This is a genomic window from Agrococcus jejuensis, from assembly GCF_007679035.1.
In the GTDB taxonomy this organism is placed as follows: Bacteria; Actinomycetota; Actinomycetes; order Actinomycetales; family Microbacteriaceae; genus Agrococcus; species Agrococcus jejuensis_A.
This window is the reverse complement of the sequence record NZ_VEFR01000004.1, coordinates 68935-84973: the sequence shown is the minus strand read 5'-3', so window position 1 is coordinate 84973 and position 16039 is coordinate 68935. Positions and strand designations below refer to the sequence as shown.

General features: G+C 72.5%; 12 protein-coding genes. 6 read left to right on the top strand and 6 right to left on the bottom strand.

What is annotated here, in order from left to right; translation table 11 throughout:
• Positions 1-13: 13 nt before the first annotated feature.
• On the top strand, positions 14-709 hold the full coding sequence (nucS, locus tag FS793_RS12745) for an endonuclease NucS (protein ID WP_144720892.1): 696 nt from the start codon (positions 14-16) through the stop codon (positions 707-709).
• 208 nt (positions 710-917) lie between these two features.
• On the opposite strand, the gene FS793_RS12740 is transcribed toward nucS, so the two are convergent.
• From FS793_RS12740 to hemB, 3 genes are all read right to left on the bottom strand, one after another.
• The gene (locus tag FS793_RS12740) at positions 918-1124 is read right to left on the bottom strand and encodes a hypothetical protein (RefSeq protein WP_144720891.1); all 207 of its coding nucleotides are present in this window, start codon (positions 1122-1124) and stop codon (positions 918-920) included.
• A 142-nt stretch (positions 1125-1266) separates the two neighbouring features.
• Positions 1267-2583, bottom strand: a complete 1317-nt coding sequence (gene hemL / locus FS793_RS12735; protein WP_144720890.1) for a glutamate-1-semialdehyde 2,1-aminomutase — start codon at positions 2581-2583, stop codon at positions 1267-1269.
• 132 nt (positions 2584-2715) lie between these two features.
• Positions 2716-3693 carry a porphobilinogen synthase gene (hemB, locus tag FS793_RS12730; RefSeq protein WP_144720889.1) on the bottom strand — a complete coding sequence of 326 codons (978 nt, stop codon included), beginning with the start codon at positions 3691-3693 and terminating at the stop codon, positions 2716-2718.
• A 197-nt stretch (positions 3694-3890) separates the two neighbouring features.
• Between hemB and FS793_RS12725 the strand changes: the two genes are divergently transcribed.
• The 4 genes from FS793_RS12725 to FS793_RS12710 all read left to right on the top strand — a co-directional run bounded on the left by FS793_RS12725 (position 3891) and on the right by FS793_RS12710 (position 7476).
• A complete protein-coding gene (locus FS793_RS12725; protein ID WP_144720888.1) occupies positions 3891-4241 on the top strand; it encodes an ArsR/SmtB family transcription factor in 351 nt (116 codons plus the stop codon).
• Positions 4234-5445, top strand: a complete 1212-nt coding sequence (locus FS793_RS12720; protein WP_144720887.1) for an MFS transporter — start codon at positions 4234-4236, stop codon at positions 5443-5445. Before FS793_RS12725 ends, FS793_RS12720 begins: the two co-directional genes overlap by 8 nt.
• A 141-nt stretch (positions 5446-5586) precedes the next feature.
• On the top strand, positions 5587-6648 hold the full coding sequence (locus FS793_RS12715) for a winged helix DNA-binding domain-containing protein (RefSeq protein WP_144720886.1): 1062 nt from the start codon (positions 5587-5589) through the stop codon (positions 6646-6648).
• A 72-nt stretch (positions 6649-6720) separates the two neighbouring features.
• Complete coding sequence (locus tag FS793_RS12710) at positions 6721-7476, top strand: fructosamine kinase family protein (RefSeq protein ID WP_144720885.1); 756 nt, start codon at positions 6721-6723, stop codon at positions 7474-7476.
• 73 nt (positions 7477-7549) lie between these two features.
• Here FS793_RS12710 and FS793_RS12705 read toward each other — a convergent pair whose 3' ends face one another.
• Positions 7550-14596: an Ig-like domain-containing protein gene (locus FS793_RS12705; RefSeq protein WP_186329508.1), complete on the bottom strand. Its 7047-nt coding sequence runs from the start codon at positions 14594-14596 to the stop codon at positions 7550-7552.
• Positions 14597-14915: 319 nt separating this feature from the next.
• Between FS793_RS12705 and FS793_RS16285 the strand changes: the two genes are divergently transcribed.
• Positions 14916-15236 carry a YbaY family lipoprotein gene (locus FS793_RS16285; RefSeq protein WP_186329507.1) on the top strand — a complete coding sequence of 107 codons (321 nt, stop codon included), beginning with the start codon at positions 14916-14918 and terminating at the stop codon, positions 15234-15236.
• 32 nt (positions 15237-15268) lie between these two features.
• Here FS793_RS16285 and FS793_RS12695 read toward each other — a convergent pair whose 3' ends face one another.
• Together FS793_RS12695 and FS793_RS12690 are read right to left on the bottom strand one after the other, a co-directional pair.
• The gene (locus tag FS793_RS12695) at positions 15269-15598 is read right to left on the bottom strand and encodes a DUF7882 family protein (RefSeq protein ID WP_144720882.1); all 330 of its coding nucleotides are present in this window, start codon (positions 15596-15598) and stop codon (positions 15269-15271) included.
• A 62-nt stretch (positions 15599-15660) separates the two neighbouring features.
• Positions 15661-15954, bottom strand: a complete 294-nt coding sequence (locus FS793_RS12690) for a hypothetical protein (protein ID WP_144720881.1) — start codon at positions 15952-15954, stop codon at positions 15661-15663.
• Between the last annotated feature and the right edge of the window lie 85 nt (positions 15955-16039).

Genomic DNA, 16039 nt, shown 5'->3' with positions numbered 1-16039 from the left:
GTACCGTGGTCGGGTGCGTCTCGTCATCGCGAACTGCTCCGTCGACTACACCGGGCGGCTCACCGCCCATCTGCCGCTCGCCACGCGCGTGCTCATGCTGAAGGCCGACGGCTCGCTGCTCGTGCACTCCGACGGCGGCTCGTACAAGCCGCTCAACTGGATGTCGCCGCCGTGCACCGTCGAGACGTCGGCGCCGAGCGACGACCAGGCCGACGCCGGCGTCACCGAGCTGTGGACCGTCACGCACCAGAAGACCGGCGACGCGCTCGTCGTGCGCGTGCACGAGGTGCACTCGGACACCTCCTTCGACCTCGGCGTCGACCCGGGTCTCACGAAGGACGGCGTCGAGTCGCACCTGCAGGCGTTGCTCGCCGACCAGATCGACCTGCTCGGCGACGGCTACGAGCTCTGGCGCCGCGAGTACATGACGCCCATCGGCCCCGTCGACATCCTCGCCCGCAACGAGGCGGGCGCGACGATCGCCGTCGAGATCAAGCGCCGCGGCGGCATCGACGGCGTCGAGCAGCTGACCCGGTACCTCGAGCTCATGAATCGCGATCCGCGCATCGCCCCGGTGTCGGGCGTCTTCGCGGCGCAGGAGATCGCGCCGCAGGCGCGCACGCTCGCCGAGGATCGCGGCATCCGCTGCGTCGTGCTCGACTACGACGCGATGAAGGGCATCGAGAGCAAGCGTCCCACGCTGTTCTGACGCGCCTGGGGTGTGCTCGGTCTGGTGCGTCTTGCAGGCGATTCCGGGCGCTGAGGGGAATGCTCCCTCGGCTCGCCGAATCGCCTGCGAAACGCACTCCGACGGATGCCCTCGGTTGCGTCGTGCAGGCGACCAGGGGAGGCAGAGGGGCATCGTCCCTCTGCCCACGCGGATCGCCTGCGAGACGCGGGCCGCGCAGGCGAACGCGTCAGTCGCGCGACGAGTACGGCTCGACGTGGTCGGGCATGGCGGCCGGCGACGTGCTGGGCACGGCGTCCTCGCGGGAGGCGTAGGGGGCGACGTGGTCGGGCGTCGCGTGGTGCTCGGCGTCGCCGCCGAAGTCGTGGTCGTCGAACGGAGGGCGGTCGCCCGTGCTCGGCTCCGGGCTGGTCTGCGTGGCGTCGTCGGCACTCATGCGTCGCACGCTACGCCCGCATCCTCGACGCGTCGCGGGGGTTGACGCTCCGCGAGCGCGCGGTGAGACGTGCGCGAATCCGGACCCTCGGTGCGCTCAGCGCATCGAGGGCTCGGATTCGCGCACGTCTCACCGGCGAGCGTCAGGCGGGCTGGGCCGCAGCCGCCGCGCGGGCCGCGGCAGGCAGCGCGGCGAGCACGCGCTCGATCGCCGCGTCGTCGTGCGCCGCCGTGACGAACCACGACTCGAAGAGGCTCGGCGGCAGCGCGACGCCGCCGTCGAGCATCGCGTGGAAGAACGGCGCGTGGCGGAAGACCGCCTGGGCCTTCGCGTCGTCGTAGGTGCGGGGCGCGGATGCGGCGAACGCGAGCGAGAACAGGCTGCCGACCCGCGGGATCGCGTGCTCGACGCCCTCGGCGGCGAGCGCATCCGACAGCCCGGCGGTGATGGCGTCCGCCACCTCGTCGAGGCGCGCGTAGACGGCGTCGTCAGCCAGGCGCAGCTGCGTGAGACCCGCGGCGACGGCCAGCGGGTTCCCCGACAGCGTGCCCGCCTGGTAGACCGGGCCGAGCGGGGCGAGCAGGTCCATGACCTCGCGCCTGCCGCCGAGCGCCGCGAGCGGCATGCCGCCGCCGACGACCTTGCCGAACGTGAGGATGTCGGGGGCGTCGTCGCCCCTCGTGCCCTCGATGCCCCACATGCCCGACGCGTGCACGCGGAAGCCGGTGAGCACCTCGTCGCTGATGAGCAGCGCGCCGTGCGCGTGCGCCGTGCGGGCGAGGAACGCGTGGAAGCCGGGGCGCGGGGCGATGAGGCCGATGTTCGCCGGCGCGGCCTCGGTGATGATCGCGGCGATGCGGTCACCGTGCTCGGCGAACGCCGCCTCGACCGCCGCCTCGTCGTCGTACGGCAGCACGATCGTCGTCGCGGCGACGGCGTCGGGGATGCCCGACGAGCCCGGCATCGCGAGCGTGGCGAGGCCCGAGCCCGCCGCGACCAGCAGCGCATCCGAGTGCCCGTGGTAGTGCCCGTCGAACTTCACGAGCAGGTCGCGACCCGTGGCGCCGCGCGCGAGACGGATGGCCGTCATCGTGGCCTCCGTGCCGGTCGACACCAGGCGCACGCGCTCGGCGATCGGCACGCGGCGCGTGATCTCCTCGGCGAGCTCGACCTCCGCGCCCGTCGGGGCGCCGAACGAGAGGCCGCGCGACGCGGCCTGCTGCACCGCATCCACGATGGCCGGATGCGCGTGCCCCAGCAGCGCCGGACCCCACGAGGCCACGAGGTCGACGCGCTCGACGCCCTCGACGTCGGTGACGTACGGCCCCTGGGCGCTGCGGATGAACCGCGGCGTGCCGCCGACCGAGCCGAACGCGCGCACGGGCGAGTTGACGCCGCCGGGGATGGCGCGGCGAGCGCGGTCGAAGAGGGCGTCGTTGGTGGTGGTCGTGTCCGTCATGCTGCGTCCCTGCTCGTCTGCTGCGTCGTCGTGGTGTGCGTTTTGCAGGCGATTCGGCCTTCTGAGGGGAATCTTCCCTTGGAACCCGAGATCGCCTGCAAAACGCAGAAGGATGCGGTCGCGGGGACGCGGTCAGCGCAGGGCGTCGGCCAGCTCGACCGCCCAGTAGGTGAGCACCGCATCCGCGCCCGCGCGCACGATCGACGTCACCGACTCCGCGATCGCCCGGTCGCGGTCGATCCAGCCGTTCGCCGCCGCCGCCTCGACCATCGCGTACTCGCCCGACACCTGGTACGCCCACACGGGCACCTGCGCCTCGTCGGCGACGTCGCGCAGCACGTCGAGGTAGAAGGATGCGGGCTTCACCATGAGCACGTCGGCGCCCTCGGCCTCGTCGAGCGTCGCCTCGCGCAGGCCCTCCCGCGCGTTCGCCGGATCCTGCTGGTACGTGCGGCGGTCGCCCTGCAGGCTCGAGCCGACGGCCTCGCGGAACGGGCCGTAGAGCGCGGATGCGTACTTCGCCGCGTAGGCCAGGATCGCCGCATCCTCGTAGCCGGCGTCGTCGAGCGCGTCGCGCACGAACGCCACCTGGCCGTCCATCATGCCGCTGAGGCCCACCATCGCCGAGCCCGCGTCGACCTGGGCGATCGCCATCTCGGCGTAGCGCTCGAGCGTCGCGTCGTTGTCGATGCCGCCCCACTCGTCGAGCACGCCGCAGTGGCCGTGGTCGGTGAACTCGTCGAGGCACAGGTCGGTCTGGATGACGGTGTCGTCGCCGAAGCGATCGTCGAGCGCCGCCGTCGCGCGGTTGAGGATGCCGTCGGCATCGATGCCGGCCGAGCCCGTCGCATCCTTGTCCTCGTCCTTGGGCACGCCGAACAGCATGACGCCGCCGATGCCCGCCTCGATCGCCTGCTCGACGGCGCGGCTCGCGGAGTCGATCGTGTGCTGCACGACGCCCGGCATGCTGCTGATGGGTCGCGGCTCGGCGATCCCGTCGGCGACGAACATCGGCAGGATGAGCTGGCTCGGGTGGATGCGCGTCTCGGCCACCAGCCTTCGCAGGGCGGGAGTGCGTCGGAGCCTGCGCGGACGGATCGTTGGACTCACCCATCCAGCCTACGCGCGGGTGGCGGAGCCGGTGACTGGTCGCTCGTTGGGCTGACTGGTCACTCGTGGTTGCGACGAGCGACCAGTCCCAACCACGGCTGACCAGTCGATCCCCACGAGTGACCAGTCCCCACCACGAACGACCAGTCGGCGACGCCGAGTCGACATCGGAGTCGCGCGTGTGCAACTATCTGCGCATGCATGCAGATAACGATGCTTCCGGCGTGTGCCAGCGGTACGACCTCGCGGCAGAGGTGTTCGGGATGCTCGCCGACGCCACGCGGGTGCGCATCATCGTGGCGCTGCGCGGCGGCGAGCTGCCCGTCGGTGAGCTCGCCGAGCGCGTCGGCAAGAGCCCTGCTGCCGCATCCCAGCACCTCGCGAAGCTGCGGCTCGCCCGCATGGTGCTCACGCGCCACGAGGGCACGAAGGTCTTCTACCGGCTCGCCGACGACCACGCGAGCCAGCTCGTCGCCGACGCCGTGCACCAGGCCGAGCACACCCTCGGCATCGCACCGCAGCACGCGGAGGACGCCTCGGATGCGTGAGGTGCTCGCGAACCGCGCCTACGCACGGCTCTTCTCGGCGCAGGTCGTCGCCCTCGTCGGCACGGGTCTGCTCACCGTCGCGCTCGGACTCCTCGCCTACGACGTCGCCGGAGCGGATGCGGGCGTCGTGCTGGGCATCGCGCTCACGATCAAGATGGTCGCGTACGTGGGCGTCGCGCCCGTCGTCTCGGCGCTGACGAGCCGCGTCCCGCGCAAGGCACTGCTCGTGACGGCCGACGTCGTCCGCGCCATCGTCGCGCTGAGCCTGCCGTTCGTCACCGAGGTGTGGCAGGTCTACGCGCTCGTGTTCGTGCTGCAGTCGGCGTCGGCCACGTTCACGCCCGCGTTCCAGGCGCTCATCCCCGAGGTGCTGCCCGACGAGCGGCAGTACACGCGCGCCCTGTCGCTCTCGCGCCTGGCCTACGACCTCGAGGCCCTCGTCAGCCCCGCGCTCGCGGCGGCGCTGCTCGCGGTCGTCACGTTCCACGAGCTGTTCGTCGGCACGGTCGTCGGATTCGTCGCATCCGCGATCCTCGTGCTCGCGACCGCGCTGCCCGCCCGCGTCGCCGCTCCCCCGTCGTCGTTCGTCGACCGACTCACGCGCGGCGCGCGCGTGCTCTGGCGCGAGCGCGAGCTGCGAGCGTTGCTCGCCCTCAACATCGCCGTCGCCGCGCCCACCGCGATGGTCATCGTCAATACCGTCGTGCTCGTGCAGGGCGACCTCGGCCGCGCGCAGACCGATGTCGCGCTGCTGCTCGCCGCCTACGGCGCGGGCTCGATGCTCGTCGCGCTCGCGCTCCCGCGCGTGCTCGACCGCATCCCCGACCGTCCCGTCATGCTGGCGGGAGCCGCGGCCGTCGCGCTCGGCCTCGTCGCCGCCACGGGCGCGCAGGCGCTGCCGGATGCAGTCGCCTGGCCGGCGCTCGTGGCCGTCTGGGTGCTGCTCGGCGCGGGCACCGCGGGCATCCTCACGACCGGCCCGCGCCTCATCCGGCGGGCAGCCTCTCCCGACGAGCGCCCGGCCGCCTTCGCGGCGCAGTTCTCGCTGTCGCACGCGTGCTACCTCGTCACCTACCCGCTCGCCGGCGTGCTCGGCGCGAGCATCGGCCTGCCGGCGACGGCGCTCGTGCTGGCCGCGATCGCGGTGCTGGGCCTCGCGCTGGCGACGACCGCGTGGCGGACGCGAGTGCCCGCGAAGGTCTGAGGGCGAGCAGCCCGACTGGTCGCACCGAGTCGGCGACCAGTCGGCGGCGACTGCGACCGGTCACCGTGCGGGCGCGAGCATCCCGGCCGGCCGGGCGCCTTCGGAGCACGCCACGTCGGCGGCGCACGGCATGCTGAGCACATGGTGCGCAGGCTGACCGCCGACGAGCGACGACTGCTGGGCATGCGCGTGCGCGCGCAGCTGCTCGCCGAGCCTGCCGCGTCGGTGGCCGACGCGATCGGGTGGATGCTCTCGATGCAGGGGCAGGACCGGTTCGGCTCGCTGTGGGCCGTCGCGCAGCGCGCGGATGCGACGGTCGCCGACGTCGAGGCCTCGCAGGCGCGCGGCGAGATCGTGCGGTCGTGGCCGATGCGCGGCACGCTGCACTGGACGCGCTCCGAGGACATCCGGTGGCTCGCGCTCCTCACCGCCGAGCGCGTCGACCGGCGCGACGCGACGCGGATGCGCTCGCTCGAGCTCGACGAGGCAGCCATCTCGCGCTCCCGCGCGGTCGTCGAACGCATCCTCGCCGACGGCCCCGCGTCGCGCCAGACGCTGCTCGACGCCCTCGTCGCCGCCGGTCAGCCCGTGCATGCGCAGCGCGGCCCGCACATCCTCGGCTGGCTCGCGCGGCACGGGCACGTCGTGATGGTGAGCCGCACCGACTACGCGCTGCACGACGCGTGGGTCGCGGCACCCCGCACGCTCGATGGCGACGAGGCGCTGGCCGAGGTCGCGGGCCGGTACCTCGCGAGCCACGGACCGGCGACGGTGCACGACCTCGCGTGGTGGACCGGCTTGACGATCGCGGATGCGCGCCGCGGCATCGACGCCGTGCGCGGCGAGCTCGACGCGATGGTCGTCGACGGCGTGGAGCATCTGCACGCGCCAGGGCTCGAGCCGGCCGAGGGCGTGCACCTCGTCGCCCCGTTCGACGAGCTCGTGCTCGGCTATCGCGACCGCGAGGTGCCGCTGCGCGGCGAGCCGCTCGAGCGCATCGTGCCCGGCTCCAACGGCATGTTCCTGCCGGCGATCGTCGTCGACGGCGCCGTGTCGGGCACGTGGCGGCGCACGCAGCGCGCGACGAGCATCGACGTCGAGACGAATGCGTGGGTGCCCATCCCCGCGCGGCGCGAGCCGGCCCTGCGCCGCGCCGTGCGCGCCTACGGGGTCGCCCACGGCGCGACGGCGACCCTGCGCTGACCTCGCGGTCGCCACCTGGCGCGCGCACGGGATGAGGATGCGAGGCCCGGGCGCCCGCACGAGGATGGACGGATGACGTTCACGAAGCACGTGCGCTGGGGCGACGACGCGGCAGCGTGGGAGGTCGCGAGCCTGCGGTGGCTCGCCGACGCCGAGCCGCACGACGGCGCGCCCGTCGTGCGCGTGCTCGCGCACGACGGCGCCACGATCGAGCTCGAACGGCTCGATCCCGCGCGCCCCACGCGAACGGATGCGGAGGCGTTCGGCCGCGCCCTCGCCGCGACGCACGCGAGCGGCGCCGACGGCTGGTGCGCTCCCCCGCCCGGGTGCGACGGCGAGGGGTGGATCGGGCGCCAGCGCCAGCGCATGGCGCCGACGGCCACGTGGGGCGAGGGCTTCGCCGAGCAGCGGATCCGCCCCTTCGTGCGCGCCGCCGTCGACGCCGGCCATCTCGAGCCGCGTGGCGCGGCCGTCGTCGACGCCGTCTGCGACCGCATCGCAGCGGGCGCCTTCGACGACGACCGAGCGCCCGCGCGCATCCACGGCGACCTGTGGAGCGGCAACGTGCTCTGGACGCCGACCGGTGCCGTGCTCATCGACCCGGCGGCGCACGGCGGGCATCCGCTCACCGACCTCGCGATGCTCGCCCTCTTCGGGCTGCCGCATCTCGACACGGTGCTCGACGCGCATGCCGAGGCCGCCGTGCTCGGCGACGGCTGGCGCGAGCTGCTCGGCCTGCACCAGCTGCATCCGCTGGCGGTGCACGCCGTCTCGCACGGCCCCGCGTACGGCGACGAGCTCGTCGCCATCGCCCGCCGCTACGCCTGACCGCGAACGCCGACGGCCCCGGAGCCTCTCGCTCCGGGGCCGTCGTGCGTCAGGCCGTCAGGCTGTCACCGACTCAGGCGTCGGTCACGTCCGTGCGACGGCGGCGGATGAGCCACACGGCCGCACCTGCCAGCAGCAGGCCGAGGCCGGCGATGAGCGACCACACCGTGATCTCCGCACCGGTCCGCGGCAGGTCGATGCCCGGGATGCCGGCCACCTGGCGGTAGTCGATCGTGACCGTCGCCTGCGTGACCTCGCCGTTCACGTCCGTCACGCGGTACGCGATGGGCGTCGGGTCGCCGGTGAAGCCGCGCTCGGGCGTGAACGTGATCGCGCCCGTCACCGGGTCGACCGTCCACGTGCCCTCGCCGGGCACGACGACCGTCTTGCCCCAGTCGCCCGTCTGCGGGTCGCGGATCTCGACCGTCGTCGGGTCGAGGTCGCCTGCGTCGTTCGCGAGCGGGTCGACCGTGACGGCCGTGCCGGGAGCGTTGCCCTCGGAGCGGTCGTCGTTGGCCTTCGGCAGGTACGTGATCGTCACGGTCGCCTCGGTCACGTCGCCCGACACGTCGGTCACCGCGTAGGTGATCGGCGTCGGGTTGCCCGTGAAGCCGGATGCGGGCGTGAAGGCGATCGCGCCGGTGGCGGGGTCGACCGTCCACGTGCCCTGGCCGGGCACGACGAGCTCGGTCACGAGCTGGTCGCCCGAGACGATGCGCACCGACGCCGGGTCGAACTGCCCGAGGTCGTTCGCGAGCACGTCGACCGTGACCGTCGTGCCCTGCGCGTTGCGCAGCGAGGCGTCGTCGACCGCCGTCGGACCGTAGGTGATCGTGATCGTCGCCTGCACGGTGTCGCCGGTGGAGTCGGTGACGCGGTACGAGACGACGTCGGGGTCGCCGCCGTAGCCGGCCTCGGGCGTGAACGCCACGGCACCCGTCTGGGGGTCGATCGACCAGGTGCCCTGGCCGGCGACGACGAGCGAGACGCCCGGCTCGAGCCACGCACCCACGCCGCCGTCGGCCGCCGGGTCGTAGAGCGAGACGGTCGACGGGTCGAAGTCGCCCACGTCGTTCGCGAGCACGTCGACGACCACGGGCTCGCCGAAGGCGTTCGCCAGGTCCTCGTCGTCGTTCGCGACCGGCAGGTACGACACGGTGATCGTCGCCTGCGCGAGGTCGCCACCCGCATCCGCCACCTGGTACCGCACCGGCGTCGGGTCACCGAGGTAGCCCTCCTCCGGCGTGAACACCACGTCGACCGTGCCGTCGTCGTCCACGACGATCGTCCACACGCCCTCGCCGGGCACGGCGAGCTCGGCGCCCGGCTCGAGCCACGACTCGGTCGCGGGGTCGAAGAGCTGCACCGACTCGGGCAGGAAGTCGCCCGCGTCGTTGCCGAGGATGTCGGCGACCGTGACCGGCTCCGTGATGGGCTGGTCGAGGTTCGCATCGTCGGCGGCTGCCTGCAGGTAGTCCACCGTCAGCAGCGCACCCGTCTCGGAGCCCGACCGGTCCTCGACCGTGTACGACACGGGCGTGGGGTCGGAGAGGAAGCCCTCCTCCGGCGTGAACGTCACCGTCACGACGCCGGTCTCCTCGTCGATCGCGAACGACCAGGTGCCCTCGCCATCGACGACGAGGTCGCCGTCGACGAGCCGGCCACCCTCGTCACCCGGCACGAACGCGAACGTCGCCGGGTCGAGGTCGCCTGCATCGTTGCCCAGGACGTCGGCGAGGGTCGCCTCCGTGCCGGGCTCGAGGCCCGTCACCGAGTCGTCGACCGCGAGCGGCTGGTAGTCGACCGTGATCGTCGCGTCGACCGTGACGCCGCTCGTGCTCGTGATCGCGTAGTCGACGGGCGTCGGGTCGCCCTCGAAGCCGTCGATCGGGTCGAAGACGACCGTCAGGACGCCCGTGGCGACGTCGACCGTGAACGACCACGTGCCCTCGCCGGGGACGATGAGCGAGCCATCCTCCTGCAGCGTCAGGCCGGTGGGCGGCACGAACGTGAACGTCGTCACGTCGAGCTCGCCGAGATCGTTGGCGAGCGGGCTCACCTGCGCGTTCGCGCCGATGGCGAAGCCGGACTCGGCGTCGTCGTTCGCGACGGGCTGGAACGTGACCGTGATGGTCGAGTCGACGAGGTCGCCCGCCGCGTCCGCCGCCTGGTAGCGGATCGGCGTCGGGTCGCCCTGGAAGCCGTCCTCGGCCACGAACACGACGTCGGCGGTCCCGTCGTCGTTGACGCGCGGCTGCCACGTGCCCTCGCCGGGCACGACGAGCTCTGCGCCGACCGGGAGCCACGCTCCCGCGCCACCGTTCGCGGCCGGGTCGAAGAGCTGCACCGAGGCGGGGTCGAGGTCACCGACGTCGTTGCCCAGGATGTCCGCGACCCTGACCGGCGTGCCCGGCTCCGTGAGCGGCGCGAGCAGCACCTGGTCGGGGTTCGCGACCTGCAGGTAGTCGACCGTGATGGTCGAGCCCGTCTCGGTGCCCGAGAGGTCGTCGACGACGTAGGCCACGGGGTCGGGGTCGGACAGGAAGCCCTCCTCCGGCGTGAAGACCACGTCGACCGTGGCAGGCGCGCCGCCCTGGCCGGGGGTCACGACGGTCGACCACGTGCCCTGACCGGGGACCACGAGCGTGCCGTCGACGAGCTCGCCGCCCTCGGCGCCCGGGACGAACGCGAACGTCGCCGGGTTCAGGACGCCCAGGTCGTTGCCGAGCACGTTCGGCACGGTCGCGACCGTGCCGGGCGCGACGCCCGTCAGGGAGTCGGGCTGCGCCTCGGGCACGTAGTCGAAGGTGATGGTCGCGTCCACGACCACGCCGCCGTTGCCGGCGATGGCATAGCCCACGGGCGTCGGGTCGCCCACGAAGCCGTCGTTCGGGTCGAAGGACACCGTCAGGACGCCGGTCTCGGGATCGATCGCGACCGACCACGTGCCCTCGCCGTTCGAGTAGTCGGCGAGCGCGCCCACCGACGAGCCGTCGGGGTTCAGGAACGTGAACGTCGCGGTGTCGAACGCTCCGAGGTCGTTCGCGAGCGGCGTGAGCGATGCGACCTCGCCGATGGCGAAGCCCGCGTCGGCGTCGTCGTTCGCGACCGGCTGGAAGGTCACGGTGATCGTCGACTCGACGACGTCGCCTGCGGCGTCCGGCACCTGGTAGCGGATCGGCGTCGGGTTGCCCTGGAAGCCGTCCTCTGCGGTGAAGGTCACGTCGACCGTGCCGTCGTCGTTCACGACGATCGCCCACGTGCCCTCGCCAGGCACGACGAGGTCGTCGCCGGCCGGGAGCCATGCGCCCGCGCCGCCGTTCGCGGCGGGGTCGTACAGCTGCACGTCCGCACCGTCGAAGTCGCCCTCGTCGTTGCCGAGGATGTCGGCGACGACCGCCGGCGTGGCCGGCTCGGTGAGCGGCGCGAGGAGCACCTGGTCGGGATTCGCGACCTGCGCGTAGCCCACGATGAGCTGCGCGGTCGACGAGCCGGTGCCGATCGCCTGCACCGTGTAGGTGACGATGCTCGGGTCGGACTGGAACGACGGCAGCGGAGTGAACGTCACGTCGACGGCGCCCGTGGGCGTCACGACGAACGTCCAGGTGCCCTGACCGGCGACGGTGAGCGACCCGTCGTCGTTCCGCGTCGAGCCCGGGATCGGGTTGAACGTGAACGTGGCGGGGTCGAACTCGCCGTCATCGTCGGCCAGCACGTCGAGGAGCGTGACGGGGTTGCCGACCGGGTTGCTCAGCGACACGTCGTCTGCGCCTGCGGCGTCGTAGTCGAACGTGATGCTCGACCGCGCGGTCGCACCCTTCGTGTCGGACATCTGGTAGCGAACCAGGCTCGGGTCGCCCTCGTAGCCGAGCTCGGGCTCGAAGGTGACCGTCAGCACCCCGCCGACGACCGCGGCCGTCCAGGTGCCCTGACCGGCGACCGCGTAGCTCTGGCCCACGGGGTTGCCCGCCGCGTCGAGGAACGTGAACGACGCGGGCACGAGGTCGCCGAGGTCGTTGGCGAGCGGGGTGATGCTCGCGGTGGTCCCCGTGGCGAAGCCACCGGCGACATCGGGGTTCGCGACCGGCTGGAACGTCACGGTGATGAGCGCGGTCGTCGCGTCGCCGTTCGCGTCCTCCACCTGGTAGCGGATCGGCGCGGGGTCGCCGAAGAAGCCGGGCGCAGCCGTGAAGACGACGTCGACGGTGCCGTCGTCGTCCTGCACGACCTCCCACGTGCCGACGCCGGGGATCTCGACGGGGCCGTCGACGTACGTGTCGGTCGCCGGGTCGAGCAGCTGCACGGTCACGGGGTCGAGGTCACCTGCGTCGTTGCCGAGGATGTCGGCGACGACGACCGGCGTGGCCGGGTCGGTGAGCGGCTGGAGCAGCGCCGAGTCGCCGACCGCGAGCGGCAGGTAGGGCGCCGAGATCGTCGACTGCACGGGCACGCGGTCGGGGCCGGGGCCGGCGACCTGGTAGCCGATCGGCGTCGGCGTCCCGGTGAATCCGGGCGCGGGCGTGAACGTGACGACGAGCTGTCCGTCGACGGTCGCCTGCGACCAGGTGCCCTGGTTCGGGATCGTCACCGACGTCGCGGGCGCGGCCGTGATCGGGTCGATGATCGGGTCGCCGTCCTCATCGAGGAACGCGAACGTGGCCGGGTCGATGGTGCCCTGGTCGTTCGCGAGCGGTGCGACGCTCGCGGGCGAGCCCGGGGTCGTCTGCGGCGTCGTGTCGGGGTTCGCGACCGGCTGGTACGTCACCGTGACCGTGTTGCGGGTCGGCGTGCCATCGGTCGAGATGACCTGGAACTCGATGGGCGCGGGATCGGTCGTCACGCCCGGGTTCGGGGTGAACACGATCTCGTCGTCGACGACGGTCCACTCGCCCTCGGGCACCGTGAGCGACGGCGCGACGTCGCCGGGGTTCGGGCCCGTGACGATCGCGACGGTGCCGGGCTGCACCGTGCCGACGAGACCCGTGAGGGGGTCGACGGTCACGGTCGAGCCGATCGGGTTGTCGTCGGAGCGCTGCGGCTGCGCCTGCGCCCCGTACGTGACCGTGACCGTCGCCTCTGCACGCACCCCGTTGGGGCCGGCGACGCTGTAGGTGATGGGTGCCGGATTGCCGGTGTAGCCGGAGGCGGGCGTGAACGTGATCGTGCCCTGGGGGCTGACGGTCCACACGCCGACGTCCTCGACCTCGAGGCGCTTGCCGTCGCCGGGTGCGCCGACGATCGTCACCGAGGCCGGGTCGACGGTGCCGTCGTTGCCGACGACGTTCACGGTGACGGGCTGACCGATCGTGCCTCCGCCCTGCGTGTCCGCCGTCGCCGCGGGCGGCGTGCGGTCGGGCGTGAACGACGCGGTGTCGGATGCGGTCCGCGGCGCGTTGCCGGGGGTGGGCTGCTGCGTCGTGTACGAGACCGTCGCGGTGTTGTCGACCGTGCCCGTGCCCTGGAAGTCCTGGGCGGTCGCGAGGCGCGACGCCGTGCACGTGACGGTGTTCACCGTGTTGAAGGCACCGACCGGGTTGACGGTCGACGAACCGGCGGGGCACGTCACCGTGAGGCCGGGAGCGGGGTCGGTGACGACGACGTTCTGCAGCGGCACGTTGCCGGTGTTGGTGACGGTGATCGAGTAGTCGATCCGCTGGCCGATCGCGGTGATCGGACCGCCGGTGAAGGTCTTGTCGATCGTCGCGCTCGAGACTGCCTCCTCGGTCGTGAACGAGCAGACGATGTTCGATCCGATGGCAGGGTTCGTGGGCATCGTGAAGGACGCCTGCGGCCCGAAGCCCGAGCTCACGACGGCGTTGCCGTACGCGGTGTCGCGGCAGACCCACTCCCGCGCGTAGTCGGGGCCGGGGGTCGCACTGCCTGCGGCGGGCCGCTGATCGACCGTGACGGTGTCGCCAGGCAGGACGATGACCGGGCCCGTGACCGGGTTGTTGGCGACGGTCGAGCCGGTGCCGGTCGTGGTCCCCGTCGTCGACGCGTCCGCCGGGCTGAGGCCTCCGCCACCGATGACGACCTGGAACTGATCGCTCGGGTCCTGGCGCGGCTCGTCGAGCACGACCTCGCCCCGGACGGTCGACGGCGACGCGCAGGACGCGAGGTCGGTCAGGCCGCCGGCGGCGGGGCCAGCGAGCGTCGTGCGAGAGACGATGTCGCCATTCGACGGGTTCACCTTGATGAGCTGGGGCGTGCCCGCGGTCGAGCTCGTGGGGGTCTGGCCGAAGAGGTACAGGAAGCCGTCGGCGCCGAAGGCGATGGAGTTGAGTCCGCGCACGTTGTCGATGCGGCCGCCGAGGGGCACGCCGGAGTAGCTCGCGGTGCCGGTCGTCGGGATGCCGCCCGTGACGCGGTAGAGCTGGGCGTTGTCGCCACCGCCACCCGGCTGCGTCTGCGTGGAGTTGCCACCGGTGACGACGTACATCGTGCCGGCGGGCGAGAACGCGAGGTCACCGTTGGCACCAGTCGCACCAGGGAGGCTGATCGTGGCGGCGCTCGGCTGGATCGCGTTGTTCGTGGGGTTGTACGAGTGCACCGTGAGCGACGCCGACGACGCCGTGGTCTGCGTCGGAGGCGTGTAGACGGCGCCGCCATAGATGTAGCGGTTGGTCGCGAGGTCGAACCCACCCATGGTGTTCCACGCGTTGTTCGGCGCGGCGGTGCCGCCCGTGGCGGTGCCACGCGGGGTCGTCTGCGGCGCTGCGTCGGTCGCAGGGGTGTACTCGTAGATGTTGGACGTGGCGGTGGTGCCGTCGGTCCAGAAGATCTGCGCACCATCGCGCGAGATGGCGAGCTGGTTGAGGGTCACCGTCGACGTGATGCCGGGCGAGTACGCCACGCTCGTCGCACCGGTTGCCGGATCGATCCTGAACAGATCACGCGGGTTCGCCGTGTTCGCCGTGCTGTTCCCCGTCGCGTAGAGCGGCGACGACGAGCCGGGACCGCAGATGAAGTTCGCCGCGGCACTCGCCGCAGGCGCCTGCACGAGCGGTGCCGCGACGGAGACGGCGACGAGGCCGCCGGCGACGAGCATCGACGACACGGCGCCCGCGAGGACGCGCTGCAGTCGCTGGGTGAACCTGCTCGGGGTGGTCGAATCGCGCACGATCGCTCCGGGTCTCTCGCTCTGCCGTGGGACATCGGTCCGTGCACCCCGAACGATCCTCGATCGGGGTACATCGCACCAAGCGGGAACCTATCTGGCGTTGAAGATTCGTCACCACCGATTCTGTGAATGTCAGCGAGTCTCGGCGTGTCGCGGCCTGGATTCCGGCGTGTCGCAATCCGCGTGTCCGCGGATTCCGAACCTCCCGTTCTCCCGCGATGGCGATGTCCTTCGATCATCGAAGGATCCCCGGACTCGACGACGGCGGATGCGGCCAGCCCCGACGGCCCGCCAGCGCACGTCCGACTACGCTCCCGGCATGGCCATCACGACGATCTCCGGCGAGGCATGGATGCGAGAGCGGATGCTGCTGCCGTCCGACTCCATCCTCACGGTCGAGGTGCTCGATCGCTCGACCGTCGTCGCAGCCACCGCCATCGAGGGCTCGCCACCTACGGCGTTCGCGCTCGCCCTCGACGAGGCTCGCGTCGGCGATCCCGAGGATCTCCGCGTGCGCGCCACGCTGCGGAGCGCGTCGGGCACATGGTGGACGCCCGAGGCCGTCGCCGACTGGGATCGCGTGCTGCTCGTGCGCGTCGCCGACGCCGACGACCAGCCGCTCGTCGATGTGCCGGTCTGACGGGGGCCCACGACGAGCCGTCGCGTCGCCTCCTACGCCTCGGCGGCGTCCTCGGCCGGCTCGAGCATCGTCGCCTCGTCGATGAGCAGCCCCTGCGGCGCCGACGACGCCCGCGACATGCGCTCGAGCAGCCCGCGATCGAGGTCGACGTGCTCGGCGGCCTCGTACTTGTAGTGCAGGTCGCAGGCCTGGTGGATCCACACCGACGACCGGCCGTCGCCGATCGCGTCGGCATCGAGCCACGACAGCAGGAACGGCTCGCTGCGACGCAGCTTCGCGGTGATGACGGCGCTCACGTGCGCGAGCGTGTGGTCGTCCATGTGCACCCTCGTGCGCGCGGCTCCGTAGTACAGATCACCCACGTCGACCTCCTTCGTCGGAAGTCGACGCTACTCGGGCACGCCGCCGCGCGTCGAGGTCGGCGTCACGCTGCGCCGAAGCCGGGGCCGACGAGCCTCGCCTGGCGCTCCCGCAGGTCGTCGATGGCGAGGTCGGCGCCCACGACGTCGGCGAGCGGATCGGCCGCCGGCCCCACCGCGATGGCGATGCCGGAGCCGACCAGCAGGTCGCACGAATCGGCCCCGGTGGCACCGACGATCGGGATCGACACGACGTCGACGGTGCCGTGCGTCGCGAGGGACTTCGCGTAGGAGAGCAGCTCGATGGCCACGCGGTCCGACGACGTGACCGCCTGTCCCGCGTACATGATCGATCGCATCGCCACACTCCCCTCGCCCGCGTCCTCATGTCCACGGTGCGCCTCTCGTGCGACGAGCCGCAAGCCCCTCGACGGGGCTTGCGGC